Source organism: Salinivibrio sp. PR932 (assembly GCF_001996125.1).
Lineage (GTDB): Bacteria > Pseudomonadota > Gammaproteobacteria > Enterobacterales > Vibrionaceae > Salinivibrio > Salinivibrio proteolyticus.
Genome location: NZ_MUFM01000013.1, coordinates 33,694 through 47,446, shown reverse-complemented (window position 1 = coordinate 47,446; position 13,753 = coordinate 33,694). Strand labels below are relative to the sequence as shown.

Here is a 13,753-nt window from a genome sequence, read left to right as displayed (position 1 = left end):
CTGATTACTGCGGAAGGCGCAACCGTGCCACTTGGCCGGTTGGATAGCCATCAAGATCAATATTATCGCCATTAAAAGTAATGGTCACCGCACTTGGGGCGCCCAATACCAGTTGATAAGGCGGCTCACCGTTTAAAGTCAGTGCATCGCCGTTGGTTTTAATGCCCGTGGCCAAGCGCGCACCGGTGGCATCACGGACGTCAATCCAGCAATCGCTGCTAAAGCGCATGACCAATGTGTTGTCCGCAGCGACCGGCGCTTCGTTATCATTGCCGACACTGTCATTGGCAACGCGCTGGGCTTCATCGATTTGTTCGCTGATGCTCGGTTCGCTGGTCGTTGACTCTGGCGCCACGGCTTGTGTCGCTTGTTGTCTTTCGCTAGAGGCCGGCACCGATGGCTCTGATTCAGCGTCCGAGATAGGTGCTTGTGCAGGCTCATCGCTTTGTGTTTCTTGCAGTGCGGCTTCTGGAAGTGGCTCAGCCACCGGCATGGTATCGGTGTCATTCGGCGTGGTCACCAACTCGTCCGCTGCTTGCTGTGGCACTATGGGTTCAACGGTTTGTTGATTTTGCCAGTACCAAGCACCCGTGATCCCAACTAAGATCAGCGCAATCACACCCGAGAGCATCATCAAGCGACTCTCGCTTTTCTGACGCCGTGTTTTGCGTGAAAAGCTCTGCATTTTTTGCACCGTTTCAGCACTATTGGCTTCCATATCGCTGGTACCAATCAGACTATCGGCGTCAATTTGCATCAGTTTGGCGTAGGATCGCAAATAGCCACGTGTAAACGTGGCCAATTGTTCGGTATCTGGATTGTTGTTTTCGAGATCTTCAATCACGCTCACGCGCAATCTCAGCCTGTCGGCAACATCGCGAACACTCCAGCCCATTTTTTCACGCGCTTGCTTTAATACTTCCCCGGGCGCAGGTTGAGTATGCGTTTGCGCTTGTTCTTCCGTCTGTTCAGTATTCATTCGCTAGGTACAATTGATATTCTTTGGATTCTGGAAACTGTTGCGCCAATCGTTGTGCATCATGGGCAGCTTGCTCCGCGTTGCCTTGTTGTTGATGTGCCTTCACTAAAAGCAGCAACCCCGCAGGGCGCTCGCCGATCTGTCTTTGCAGACGTTGAATTCGTGCGATAGCACGCGTCTCTTGCCCATCCTCGATTTCAAGTTTGGCAAGTTGCAATCCTGACCGCACTCGAAGTGGGTCATGATCGACGGCTTTTTCAAACAAGGCTTTTGCACTTTGCCTTTCCCCAGCGGTTAGCTGACAAAAAGCGGCATTTTCATAACTGTCTGACACCCGATGATAATACGGTTGCGCAATGGCTTGCAAAAATGCTTGCTTCGCCGCAGCAAAACGCCGCTGCTCACACAAAAATACACCATAATTGTTATATACATCGCCATTATCGGGCGCCTGGCGCAATGCTTGTTGATAAAAACGGTCGGCTTTTTCACTTTCTCCGACACGTTGTTGATAATACGCCATCGACAGCAAGGCACGATAGTAGTCTGGCGCATATCGTAGCGCTTGTTGTAAGTTTTGCTGCGCTTGTTGATAGCGATCACTGTTTAGGTAGCCTAATCCCAGTGATATTCGGGCATCTGCTGCCCGAATACTATCAAATTCTGAACTTTTTTGCTTTTCTACTGGCGTGGCACATCCAGCCAACGTCATGATGAGTAAGAGTACACAGCCAGTACGGTGCATGTCCCTATCCTTTTTCTGAGCCTAACGGTCAGACTGGACGAACAGGGATAACCTCCTGTGCACCCAGTCGCTTCTCGGCGCGTTTGGTTCGATCAATGATATCGCCAGCTAATTGTCCACAAGCGGCATCAATATCATCTCCACGCGTCTTGCGTACCGTCACGGTAAAATCGTATTCCATCAAGGTTTTCATAAACCTATCGATACGAGAATTACTCGGTTTCTTGTACGGAGACTCAGGATACGGGTTAAATGGAATAAGGTTAATCTTCGCTGGCGTATCTTTCAGTAGCTCTGCGAGCTGACGCGCATGCTCCATATAATCATTGACATGATCGAGCAAAATATACTCAACCGTGACACGACCACGGTTCGCGTTCGATGTCGCAATATAGCGGCGTACGGCATCAAGGAATGCCTCAATGTCCCAGCGGTCATTGATTGGCATGATCTGGCTGCGAAGCTCATCGTTCGGCGCATGCAGAGAAATCGCCAACGCAACGTCGATTTTACCGATCATTTGCTCAAGGCCAGATACAACCCCTGAGGTTGAGACCGTCACGCGACGCTTCGATAGGCCATAGGCGTTATCGTCTAGCATCAGGTTCAACGCTGGGATCAGGTTTTTCATGTTCAGTAACGGCTCGCCCATGCCCATCATCACCACGTTAGTGATCGGACGGCGACCGGTTTCTTTTTCAATCCCAATTTCTTTCGCCGCACGCCATACCTGACCGATGATCTCAGACACGCGCAAGTTGCGGTTAAAGCCTTGGGCACCGGTCGAGCAGAATTTACAATCCAGTGCACAACCAACCTGCGAAGAAACACACAAGGTAGCCCGGTCATCTTCTGGGATATAGACGGTTTCAACATTTTGGCCAGCCACACGCATGGCCCATTTAATGGTGCCATCTTTTGAGTACTGGGCCGATGCCACTTCTGGTGCGCGGATCTCAGCCACACGCTTGAGTTTCTCACGCAACTTCTTGTTGATGTTGTTCATCTCATCGAAGTCGTCGCAACCGAAGTGATAGATCCACTTCATGACTTGGTCGGCACGGAATGCCTTTTCGCCGAGCTCGTCAGCAAAATATGCACGGAGTGCCTGCCTGTCAAAATCAAGCAGATTAACTTTCTCTGTTGTCATTGGGGGTTGCCTCGTAAGAACTAGCTGTGTGGTAAAGACAAGTATATTCGCCATTGCGTCACGCTGCTTGTCCGCCCTGTCATGCCGACAAGGGGCTGGCGTGCGCGCTCAAGGCGCGAAATTGTACAGGCTTTAGATCACAGTTTCCACTCTCAGCGAGCAGGGTTATTTGCACTTAAGACGTAAAAAAAGAGGCCAACGCCTCTTTTTAAAACACCCGTGCGCTAAAAGCGGGATTAGCAACGAGGATGGATCTCATCAGCCGTGAAGAAGTAAGCAATTTCACGCTCAGCAGACGCGGGGCTATCCGAGCCATGCACTGAGTTGTATTGCATGCTTTCTGCAAAATCGGCGCGCAAGGTGCCACAGGCCGCTTCTTCTGGGTTGGTTTTCCCCATTAGCTCGCGATAACGGCTAATCGCGCCCTCACCTTCTAGCACTTGGACCATAATGGGACCCGAGGTCATAAACTCAACCAGTGACGCAAAGAACGGTTTGCCTTGGTGTTCGGCATAAAACCCTTCTGCTTGCTCCTTGGTCAGATGCAGCATTTTCGCTGCGACAATACGCAAACCAGCACTTTCGATACGCTGATAGATAGCACCAATGAGGTTACGCTCTACGGCATCAGGCTTGACGATAGAAAAAGTGCGTTCAATGGTCATTCGCTTTTCCTTTCACTCTCTGTAATGGGCCTCAAGGGACGATACGGGCCTACCCTAGCAGACTTTATCCGTGCGCCCTATGGCTAATCAGGCGAAGCGTTAACTGGCACAAAAAAATCAGTGACATGCTTCGCCTATTTTCAGTCAATGAGCAATTATTTCGCCTCATCCAGCAACACACGGGCAAGGGTTTTCACGCCCATACCGGTTGCGCCCACCGCCCATTTGTCATTCGCGGCTTTTCGGTAGGTGCCGGAGCAATCAACGTGCATCCAACCTTTTTGATAATCCTCCACGAAGTAGGACAAGAACGCAGCCGCGGTGCTCGCGCCTGGCATGTATGCACCAGAAGACGCATTGGCAATGTCCGCGAACGATGAAGGCAAGAGTTTCCGGTGGAATTCTGCCAGTGGCAGCGGCCACATACCTTCACCTTCTTGCTGCGCCGCCTCAAGGGTGCGATGCGCCAGCGAGTCGTCAAAACTGAATAAAGCGTGATAGTCATTACCCAACGCGGCTTTCGCTGCACCGGTTAGGGTCGCGCAATCAATCAAGAGTTCAGGCTTGTGTTCACTGGCGTACATCAGACCATCGGCTAAGACTAATCGGCCTTCCGCATCAGTGTTGAGCACTTCGACCGTCACACCGTTTTTGTAGGTAATGATATCCCCAAGCTTATAGGCGCTGCTTGAGATCATGTTTTCTGCGCAGCATAGGATCAGTTTGACGCGCTTATTCAGCCCTTTAGCAATCGCCATTGCTAATGCGCCGGTCGCGGTGGCAGCCCCCCCCATATCGGCTTTCATCGACGCCATAAAGTCAGACGGCTTAATGCTGTAACCGCCCGAGTCGAAGGTGATCCCTTTCCCCACTAAACACGCATAGACAGGGGCAGATTCATCACCAGTTGGGTTGAAGTCAAGCTGCAGCATGGTCGGTTTACGCGCCGAACCACGTCCAACGGTGTAAATGCCGTTCCAACCTTGCTCAAGCAAATCGGTGCCAGAAATAATTTTATAACTGACCGCCTCCGGGGCCATGGATTTGACAAACTCCCCCGCGCGGGCAGCTAGTTGATGAGGGCCCACTTCTTCGGCAGTTTGGTTGATAATGTCGCGCACCCAATCGCCCACTTGCTGGCGCAGGGCGAACTCATCGGCATCGGCGCCACTGAGCACCGCCTGTTCAAATGCGACGGCATTTTTCGGGCCGCGCAAACCTTGATAGAACGCCCACGCCAGTTCCAAGTCCCACTGGTCACCACCAAGCGTTAATGCGGGTACGCCTTGCCCTTCAAGCTTGCGAGCGGCTTGCTGTACTCTATCACGTTGCGTCTCGCCTTTTGGCGCGTGTACAACCGCTTTATCCGCCTCAAATGAGACCAAGGCGTTCTCGCCCCAATGCGCGGCTGCCGGTTCATACGACAAAGTAACCATTAATGTTTCAGACATAGTTGCACTCCTTGTACTATCGCGCTGCTTTTTGCTGCGCAGCGTCATCCGGCTATCTTAATCGAGGTCGATGACAGCCAGTTGAATGTAAAAAAGCGAGCCGATTGGCCCGCTTTTAATAATGTGTTAGATATTTGGCCACAGATACTGTGCCGAGGCAGTGGCTAAAATACAAGTATTATCAGCCACTCACGAGAGTTAACCCTCAGTCTAGCTCATCCATCCAACACATGATGATCGCTTCTAGGATACGCTCATTGGAGCGCTCCGGATCGTCATCAAAATCCTCTAACTCAGTGATCCAACGGTGTAAATCCGTAAAGCGTACCGCTTTAGGATCTACATCTGGGTAAATATCACTCAGTTCAATCGCGATATCGCGTGAATCTGTCCATTTCAAGCTCATCTTGCTTCTCCGTCCTTAGCGGCTTGGATTAATGGTTTTCTGCCGCATGGTTGAGGGTATAACGTGGGATCTCGACCACGAGATCTTCATCCGTGATTTTTGCCTGACAGCCGAGACGCGATTCAGGCTCCAGCCCCCACGCTTTATCCAGCATATCGTCTTCTAGCTCGTCACTTTCGTCGAGTGAGTCGAAGCCTTCACGAACAATGATGTGACATGTGGTACAGGCACAGGACTTTTCACAGGCATGTTCAATCCCAATACCGTTTTTTAGTGCCACGTCGAGAACCGTTTCACCTTCTTTGGCCTCTAATTCTGCGCCTTCTGGACACAAATCTTGGTGTGGCAGAACAATAATCTTAGGCATGATTACACCTCATCAATGGATTGGCCGGCCAACGCATGACGAATCGATTGGTCCATGCGACGTGCCGCAAAAGTCTGGCTTGCTTTATCCAGCGCTTTGATTCCGGCTTCTATCGCAGCGCCATCATCACCGTTGCGCAGAGCGATCAGTTTTTCTATTTCATTCACCAGTGCTTGTTGCTCATCGGCATCAAGCAAGGTATCGCCATCTTGTTGCATCGCAACAAGCAGCCCTTCAATCACGCGGTCAGCTTCAACACGCTGCTCTGCTAAGTAGCGCGCGTCTTTGTCTTCCGCCGCATGGGTAAACGATGATTTGATCATCGTAGCGATCTCGTCATCGCTGAGGCCGTAAGACGGCTTCACTTGGATGGACGCTTCAACCTCGGTCGATTTTTCCATCGCGGTGACAGACAGCAAACCGTCAGCATCCACTTGATAGGTGACGCGCACATGTGCCGCGCCAGCCGTCATAGGTGGAATGCCTTTCAGGCTAAACTGGGCCAGTGAGCGACAGTCGTCGACCATCTCACGCTCGCCTTGTACTACATGCACTTTCATGCCGGTTTGGCCGTCTTTGAAGGTCGTAAACTCTTGCGCTTTGGCGACAGGAATCGTGGTATTACGTGGAATGATTTTTTCCACCAAGCCACCCATGGTCTCAATACCGAGTGACAAGGGGATCACATCCAACAACAACATGTCAGAGTCTGGCTTGTTGCCGACTAAAATATCCGCTTGAGTGGCCGCGCCCATGGCAACCACTTTATCTGGGTCAATGCTGGTGAGGGGCTCACGACCGAAGAATTGGCCAACCTGCTCACGAACCGCAGGCACACGGGTTGAACCGCCCACCATAACCACTTCCAGCACTTCATCAGCACTGACACTGGCATCTTTCAGTGCACGACGGCACGACATCAAGGTTTTCTTGATCAGTGGCGCCACCAGCTGATCGAAGGTTTCTCGCGTCAGCACGCCCTGCCAACCAAGCACATCAATGGCAGTGGTGTCCGCCGACGATAGCGCAATTTTGGCTTGTGTCGCCGCGTGAAGCACCGTACGACGCTCATCACCACTCAGGGTTTCAAATCCGGCTTGCTCGCAGATCCACTGTTCAACCAAGTGGTCAAAATCGTCGCCACCCAGTGCCGAGTCACCGCCCGTGGCCATGACCTCAAACACCCCTTTCGAAAGGCGCAAAATAGAAATATCAAAGGTACCGCCGCCAAGGTCGTACACGGCAATCACGCCTTCTTGACCAGAGTCGAGGCCGTAGGCAATCGCCGCTGCAGTTGGCTCATTAAGCAGGCGCAAGACATTAAGGCCTGCAAGTTTGGCCGCATCTTTGGTCCCTGCGCGCTGCGCATCGTCAAAGTAAGCGGGCACCGTAATGACCACGCCTTCTAAGGCGTCGCCCAGGCTGTCCTCAGCACGCTCACGAACAGCACGTAAAATATCAGCCGAACCTTGAACTGGGTTAATCGCCCCTCGACGCGTCTCGACTTGTGGAAGGCCGTTTTCGGTTTTAGAAAACTGATAAGGCAAATTAGGGTAGCGAGCTTGGACATCTTCCAATGAGCGCCCCATCATACGCTTCACGGACACCAAGGTGTTCGCGCTGTCTGTCTGCACTTTGTCTAGTGCATCGTAACCGACAGAAACAGTCTCTTCACCGTAGTGGACGACGGAGGGGATTAAAGGTCGGTCTTGATGGTCGTTCAAGGTGGTCGCCTTGCCACTTCTCACCGACGCTACCAAGGTGTTGGTGGTCCCTAAATCAATGCCCACCGCGTGTTTGTGCTCGTGCGGCGCAGCACTTTGACCGGGTTCTGAAATCTGTAACAGTGCCATGTCGGATCCTTAAACTTTACTGCGTTGACAGGCGAATAAGTGCAACATCAGCCCATGAGCTGATCTTCAACGCGTTCCACTTCTTGACGAAGTTTGACCGCAAACTTGAGCTTACGAACGATCACCGCAGCATCTTGCCACTGCGATTGTGCTAGCGCAGTTTTAACGTCCGCGATCAAGCTGTCGTAAAGCGCTTGGGCTTTCTCACCAAAATCAAACAATGCCGCGTCGTCATGACTGTCGGTGATTGACTCAAGTTCTTCGCGCAGCATCATTTGCTGCATTAAAAACTCCGGATCCTGCATGGTCTGTTGCTCGTCTTTCAAGTCAATACCCTGCAGGAGCAGCATGTATTCTGCGCGACTCACCGGATCTTTTAAGGTCTGGAACGCATCGTTTATTTGGGATGCTTTCTGTACCGCCTGAAGACGGGTCTTATCGTCTTGGCTAGCCACATTGTCGGGGTGGTACTGACGTTGCAGTTCCCGGAATGTGGAAGAAAGCGAGCTACCGTCCAGCTCAAACTGGTACGGTAGCTCGAAGAGTTCAAAATGATTCATGTGCTCTCACGAATTACACGTTAAAGCTTTCGCCACAACCACACTCGCTGCTCACGTTAGGGTTGTTGAACTGGAAGCCCTCATTAAGGCCTTCTTTCACAAAGTCCAGCTCTGTCCCTTCGAGATAAAGCAGGCTTTTGCTGTCGACAATCACCTTTACACCGTCACGTTCGAACACCTGATCGCCTTCTTGCAGCTCATCAGCAAACTCAAGGACATAAGCCATGCCCGAGCAACCTGACGTTCTGACACCCAGTCGCAGGCCGATGCCTTTGCCTCGGTTATCCAAAAAAGCTCTGACGCGATCAGATGCCGCTTGTGTCATGGTAATCGCCATAGTTACAACAACCCCTTGGTTTTACTGCTGGTGTTTTTTCTTGTAGTCACTCACTGCCGCTTTGATAGCGTCTTCTGCCAAGATAGAGCAGTGCACTTTTACCGGCGGAAGTTCTAGCTCTTCGGCGATCTCTGAGTTTTTGATCGCGGCGGCATCATCAATTGAGCGGCCTTTTACCCACTCAGTCACTAGCGAGCTTGATGCAATCGCTGACCCACAACCGTAGGTTTTAAATTTGGCGTCTTCGATGATGCCTTGGTCGTTCACCTTGATTTGTAGCTTCATAACGTCACCACAAGCCGGCGCACCTACCATGCCGCTACCGACAGACGGATCATCTTTTTCAAACGCACCGACGTTACGTGGGTTTTCGTAGTGGTCAATTACTTTATCGCTGTAAGCCATAATCGTTTCCTCAAATATGATTGCTCACTGTTGCCAGCTGGCGCGTTTTTTGAATTAGTGGTGCGCCCATTCAACGGTACTTAGGTCGATACCGTCTTTGTACATATCCCACAATGGAGACATTTCACGCAGTTTGTTCACCGCTTCGCGGACTTTTTCAACCGCGTAGTCCACTTCTTCCTCTGTGGTGAAGCGGCCAAATGAGAAACGCAGTGAGCTGTGTGCAAGCTCATCGTCACGTCCCAGTGCACGCAATACGTAAGAAGGCTCAAGGCTTGCTGACGTACAGGCTGAGCCTGAAGAAACGGCAAGGTCTTTCAATGCCATCAGCAAAGATTCGCCTTCAACAAACGCAAAGCTCACGTTTAGGTTGTGTGGAACACGCTGTTCCATATCACCGTTGACGTAGACTTCTTCCAGATCTTTGACGCCTTCGTAGAAGCGGTTACGCAATGCCAGTGCATGTTGGTAATCTTTTTCACGCTCTTCTTTGGCAATACGGAAAGCTTCACCCATGCCCACGATTTGGTGGGTAGGGAGTGTACCTGAACGCATACCGCGTTCGTGGCCACCACCGTGCATTTGCGCTTCGATACGTACGCGTGGTTTACGGCGTACATACAGTGCCCCGATACCTTTAGGTCCGTAAGCTTTGTGGGCGCTGAATGAAATCAGGTCCACTTTCATTTCTTGCACATCGATAGGCAGTTTACCGACAGATTGCGCCGCATCGACATGGAACATGATCTTGCGCTCACGACACAGTTCGCCAATGGCCGCGATATCTTGAATCACACCGATCTCGTTGTTCACGTGCATAATGGACACCAAGATGGTGTCGTCACGCATCGCAGCTTCGAGCTTTTTCATGTCTACCAAGCCATTTTCTTCTGGCTCAAGGTAGGTAACTTCAAAGCCCTCACGCTCGAGTTGACGGCATGGGTCCAACACCGCTTTATGCTCGGTTTTACAAGTAATGACGTGCTTGCCTTTCTTCGCGTAGAAGTGAGCGATGCCTTTAATTGCCAAGTTGTCAGACTCGGTCGCACCAGAGGTAAAGACGATTTCACGAGGATCAGCGTTACAGTAGTTCGCGATGTGCTCACGAGCGGTATCTACCGCTTCTTCTGCCTGCCAGCCAAAACGGTGCGAGCGAGAGGCCGGGTTACCAAAGAACCCGTCCATAGTCAGGTACTGACTCATTTTTTCAGCCACACGCGGATCAACCGGACACGTGGCTGAGTAATCAAAATAAATGGGCAATTTCATGTTTTTCTCCAATTACACCGACATGGTCATCAGGAGCGAACATTGACACCAATGGTGACACTGTCTTGCTTTACTTGTGAGCTAAAAGAATGTCTGGGCGCCAAGGTGGCATCCAGTTTAGCGTCCTGACGATCTGCTACTTGCTTCACTTCGTTATCTTGCATCAGCTCACCGAGCGTGATGTCATTTAGAAAACCGCTTATACGGGCACTTAAATCGCGCCACAAGGTATGCGTCAAACAGCGAGTACCGCCTTGACAGTCAGCTTTACCTTGGCACTTAGTGGCGTCTACGGATTCGTCAACCGCCGCGATCACGGCACCTACCGCGATATCAGTGGCTTCTACACCAAGACGATAACCACCGCCTGGGCCACGAACACTGCTCACTAGCCCCGCCTTACGCAGGCGAGAAAAAAGTTGCTCAAGGTAAGACAATGAAATGCCTTGACGCTCAGAAATGTCTGCCAGTGGCACCGGGCCCTGCTCAGAATGAAGGGCGACATCGAGCATCGCGGTTACCGCATAACGGCCTTTCGAAGTCAGTCTCATAACACGCTACCTGTGGTGAATAGATGGTCAAATGGTTACATACTTGAGTGTTTTGGTCAAGTATTTACCTGAGTAATTTAGTCAGGTTTTATTTGCCCTATTACGTCGTGCCAATGAGATCGATCAATGCCGTTATGAATTCTCTTTATTGGATGGTGATGCCTCTGCTGGCTGGGTCCCTTTTTCAACCGACGACAAGACGCCTCGCAGAATATTAAGCTCTTGGCTCTCCAGCCTTGCGCGATTAAACAGACGACGCAATTTGGTCATCACCATGCCAGGATGCTGTTTACGAATAAAACCAGTTTGGGTTAACACCTTTTCAAGGTGTTGGTAAAAACGGCTCAGCTCTTCATTAAGCGGATAGTCTTGAACCTGACTCTCGCCTTGATACGCCTGGCTTTCTAACCATGCCATACGTAGCTCATAGCAGAGTGTTTGCACCGCCATGGCCAAATTCAACGAGCTGTAATCTGGGTTGGCAGGAATAGCGACATGATAATGACAAGTTTGCAACTCCTCATTTGTGAGTCCTGTGCGCTCACGGCCGAACACAATCGCAACCGGATGAGACGGTGCTTCAGACAAGGCCTTTTTCCCACACTCGCGGGCATCTAGCATCGGCCATTCTAGCGTTCGGCTACGTGCACTGGTCCCAATCACCAAGCCACAATCGGCCACGGCTTCTTCAAGCGTGTCCACCACTCGCGCGTTATTGGCGATATCACTGGCACCGGCAGCCAGTGCAATGGCTTGCCCATCAACGTCACATTGAGGTGCCACTAGGGTCATACGGCTTAAGCCCATTACTTTCATGGCTCGTGCCGCCGAGCCGATATTGCCGGAGTGGGAAGTGCCCACTAGCACTACGCGAATTTGATCTAGCATGGTGTTATCGTCGTCTCTTGCACTACTGGGGTAATTATTGGCTTTGACTACCCGCAAGCAGAGGTCTGAAAGATCTGCGCAGTTTATCACAGTGCAATCGATAATACTTCTCAGCTAGGACAAGAGCGACTATTAACGAAAAACATGTTACCGCGCTAATTGTCTGACTCGTGGCGATGAAAAAATAACCACTTTCCTTTTCATCCAGCTCTGTTATACTCGCGCCCGCTTTCGTTCTTTAACATCCGTTGGGAAAATCGTATGCATCCGATGCTAAACATCGCCGTCCGTGCTGCACGGAAGGCTGGCGACTTTATCGCTAAATCTGCAGAACACAGAGACAACATCGAAACCGCGCAAAAAGGCACCAATGACTTTGTCACCAATGTGGACAAAGGTGCTGAGCAAATCATCATCGACATCATCAAAAAGTCCTACCCTGACCACACCATCGTTGGTGAAGAATCTGGCGTTGCGGAAGGTAAAGATAGCGACTATCAATGGATCATCGACCCACTGGATGGCACCACTAACTTCGTTAATGGCTTACCTCACTTCAGCGTTTCTATTGCTGTGCGCATTAAAGGCCGCACCGAAATCGGCTGCGTGTATGACCCAATGCGTAACGAGCTATTCACCGCACAACGCGGTGCTGGCGCGCAACTTAATAACAAACGTATCCGTACCGGCAGCGCAAAAGATCTGAACGGCACCATCCTCGCGACGGGGTTCCCCTTCAAAGCGAAGCAACATGCTGAAGGCTTTATGGCCGTGATCAGTGCTTTGTTTGTTGATTGTGCAGACTTCCGTCGTACCGGTTCAGCAGCCTTGGATCTGTGCTACGTGGCCGCTGGCCGTGTGGACGGTTTCTTTGAGCTTGGCCTTAAGCCGTGGGACCTTGCGGCCGGTGAGCTGATTGCTCGTGAAGCGGGTGCGATTTGTACCGACTTTAGTGGCGGCACCGATTACATGCACTCAGGCAACATTGTCAGTGGTAACCCACGTATCGTGAAAGGTATGCTGGCAAAAGTGCGTGAGAATGCGCCTGAGTCGATGAAGAAATAATCGACACGACAGACGAAACAAGAAAAAAGCGGTGCTCATCGAGCGCCGCTTTTTTTATTACCAAATGGAGTGGTAAAGCAGCGGCCACCGAGTCGGTAGCCGACAGCATTAAGGCATAGAGTCGAACTCTTGACCTTCTTTTTCCACCTCGGGTACCAGCAAGTGCTCGCGAGTAATCCCCAATTTCAGCGCCAACGCTGACGCAACGTAAATCGAAGAATACGTACCTACCGTGATACCAATCAGCAATGCCATGGCAAACCCGTGGATCATTGAACCGCCCAAGGTGAATAGAGCGATAACCACAAACAAGGTGGTCCCGGATGTAATCGTGGTCCGGCTTAAGGTTTGTGAGATAGAGGCGTTGATAATCTCATCCGACTCGCCTTTACGCAGCTTACGGAAGTTTTCACGAATCCGGTCAAATACCACGATGGTATCGTTCAACGAGTAACCCACCACCGTTAGCAACGCGGCAACAATGGTCAAGTCTACTTCAACTTGGAACAGTGAGAAGATCCCTAAGGTGATGATCACATCATGCGCCAACGCCATAACTGCACCGGCAGCCAGACGCCACTCAAAGCGGAATGAGACGTAGATCAAAATACAAACCAAGGCAATGATGATCGCCAGACCACCCGCTTCGGTCAGTTCGTCCCCGACGTTTGGACCCACAAACTCAATCCGGCGCATTTCGACTGCTTCACCCGTGCCTTCTTTGATCGCACGGAGCACTTCGTTACCCAGATTTTCGCCCTGCATATCATCGCGCGGACGCAAACGGACCATCACATCCGTAGCGCTGCCGAAGTTTTGCACCACCGCATCGTCAAACCCATCAGCAGATAAGGCTTCACGAATTGCAGGCAAATCTGCCGGCTGCTCGAAGCCGACTTCAATCAGGGTTCCGCCAGTAAAGTCCAGCCCCCAATTCAACCATTTGGTTGACAGGGTGACCACAGACGCGGCAATCATGACAAGCGAAAAAACGAAGGCCAACTTGGACCAACGCATAAAGTTGATCGACATGTCTGGTTTAAAAATTTGAAACATGCTTGG

General features: G+C 51.1%; 16 protein-coding genes. 1 reads left to right on the top strand and 15 read right to left on the bottom strand.

Features of this window, described 5'->3' with window-relative positions:
* Nucleotides 1-4 precede the first annotated feature (4 nt).
* The 14 genes from rodZ to trmJ all read right to left on the bottom strand — a co-directional run bounded on the left by rodZ (nucleotide 5) and on the right by trmJ (nucleotide 11,626).
* Nucleotides 5-979, bottom strand: coding sequence for a cytoskeleton protein RodZ (rodZ, locus tag BZG84_RS08410; RefSeq protein ID WP_077478911.1), 975 nt, complete (start codon nucleotides 977-979; stop codon nucleotides 5-7).
* A complete protein-coding gene (gene pilW, locus BZG84_RS08405) occupies nucleotides 969-1,724 on the bottom strand; it encodes a type IV pilus biogenesis/stability protein PilW (protein ID WP_069590658.1) in 756 nt (251 codons plus the stop codon). The genes rodZ and pilW overlap by 11 nt, the downstream gene beginning before the upstream one ends.
* Before the next feature lie 28 nt (nucleotides 1,725-1,752).
* Complete coding sequence (locus tag BZG84_RS08400; protein ID WP_077478910.1) at nucleotides 1,753-2,874, bottom strand: bifunctional tRNA (adenosine(37)-C2)-methyltransferase TrmG/ribosomal RNA large subunit methyltransferase RlmN; 1,122 nt, start codon at nucleotides 2,872-2,874, stop codon at nucleotides 1,753-1,755.
* 236 nt (nucleotides 2,875-3,110) lie between these two features.
* Complete coding sequence (ndk, locus tag BZG84_RS08395; protein WP_077456448.1) at nucleotides 3,111-3,539, bottom strand: nucleoside-diphosphate kinase; 429 nt, start codon at nucleotides 3,537-3,539, stop codon at nucleotides 3,111-3,113.
* A gap of 155 nt (nucleotides 3,540-3,694) precedes the next feature.
* Nucleotides 3,695-4,990: an aminopeptidase PepB gene (pepB, locus tag BZG84_RS08390; protein ID WP_077478908.1), complete on the bottom strand. Its 1,296-nt coding sequence runs from the start codon at nucleotides 4,988-4,990 to the stop codon at nucleotides 3,695-3,697.
* A 205-nt stretch (nucleotides 4,991-5,195) separates the two neighbouring features.
* Nucleotides 5,196-5,396, bottom strand: a complete 201-nt coding sequence (gene iscX, locus BZG84_RS08385) for a Fe-S cluster assembly protein IscX (RefSeq protein WP_077478907.1) — start codon at nucleotides 5,394-5,396, stop codon at nucleotides 5,196-5,198.
* Nucleotides 5,397-5,424: 28 nt separating this feature from the next.
* Nucleotides 5,425-5,763: an ISC system 2Fe-2S type ferredoxin gene (gene fdx / locus BZG84_RS08380; protein WP_069590648.1), complete on the bottom strand. Its 339-nt coding sequence runs from the start codon at nucleotides 5,761-5,763 to the stop codon at nucleotides 5,425-5,427.
* A 2-nt stretch (nucleotides 5,764-5,765) separates the two neighbouring features.
* Nucleotides 5,766-7,616, bottom strand: coding sequence for a Fe-S protein assembly chaperone HscA (hscA, locus tag BZG84_RS08375; protein ID WP_069590647.1), 1,851 nt, complete (start codon nucleotides 7,614-7,616; stop codon nucleotides 5,766-5,768).
* Nucleotides 7,617-7,663: 47 nt separating this feature from the next.
* Nucleotides 7,664-8,176, bottom strand: coding sequence for a co-chaperone HscB (gene hscB, locus BZG84_RS08370; protein ID WP_069590645.1), 513 nt, complete (start codon nucleotides 8,174-8,176; stop codon nucleotides 7,664-7,666).
* A 13-nt stretch (nucleotides 8,177-8,189) separates the two neighbouring features.
* Nucleotides 8,190-8,513 (bottom strand): iron-sulfur cluster assembly protein IscA, encoded by a 324-nt coding sequence (iscA, locus tag BZG84_RS08365; RefSeq protein WP_069590643.1) that lies wholly within the window; start codon nucleotides 8,511-8,513, stop codon nucleotides 8,190-8,192.
* A gap of 21 nt (nucleotides 8,514-8,534) precedes the next feature.
* Nucleotides 8,535-8,918, bottom strand: coding sequence for a Fe-S cluster assembly scaffold IscU (gene iscU / locus BZG84_RS08360; protein WP_069590641.1), 384 nt, complete (start codon nucleotides 8,916-8,918; stop codon nucleotides 8,535-8,537).
* A gap of 54 nt (nucleotides 8,919-8,972) precedes the next feature.
* A complete protein-coding gene (locus tag BZG84_RS08355; RefSeq protein ID WP_069590640.1) occupies nucleotides 8,973-10,187 on the bottom strand; it encodes an IscS subfamily cysteine desulfurase in 1,215 nt (404 codons plus the stop codon).
* Between the two features lie 29 nt (nucleotides 10,188-10,216).
* Nucleotides 10,217-10,738: a Fe-S cluster assembly transcriptional regulator IscR gene (iscR, locus tag BZG84_RS08350; protein WP_077478905.1), complete on the bottom strand. Its 522-nt coding sequence runs from the start codon at nucleotides 10,736-10,738 to the stop codon at nucleotides 10,217-10,219.
* A gap of 132 nt (nucleotides 10,739-10,870) precedes the next feature.
* Nucleotides 10,871-11,626, bottom strand: a complete 756-nt coding sequence (trmJ, locus tag BZG84_RS08345; RefSeq protein WP_077478904.1) for a tRNA (cytosine(32)/uridine(32)-2'-O)-methyltransferase TrmJ — start codon at nucleotides 11,624-11,626, stop codon at nucleotides 10,871-10,873.
* 261 nt (nucleotides 11,627-11,887) lie between these two features.
* Between trmJ and suhB the strand changes: the two genes are divergently transcribed.
* Nucleotides 11,888-12,691, top strand: coding sequence for an inositol-1-monophosphatase (gene suhB, locus BZG84_RS08340; protein ID WP_069590632.1), 804 nt, complete (start codon nucleotides 11,888-11,890; stop codon nucleotides 12,689-12,691).
* A 108-nt stretch (nucleotides 12,692-12,799) separates the two neighbouring features.
* On the opposite strand, the gene secF is transcribed toward suhB, so the two are convergent.
* Nucleotides 12,800-13,747 carry a protein translocase subunit SecF gene (secF, locus tag BZG84_RS08335; protein WP_077678135.1) on the bottom strand — a complete coding sequence of 316 codons (948 nt, stop codon included), beginning with the start codon at nucleotides 13,745-13,747 and terminating at the stop codon, nucleotides 12,800-12,802.
* Nucleotides 13,748-13,753: the final 6 nt, after the last annotated feature.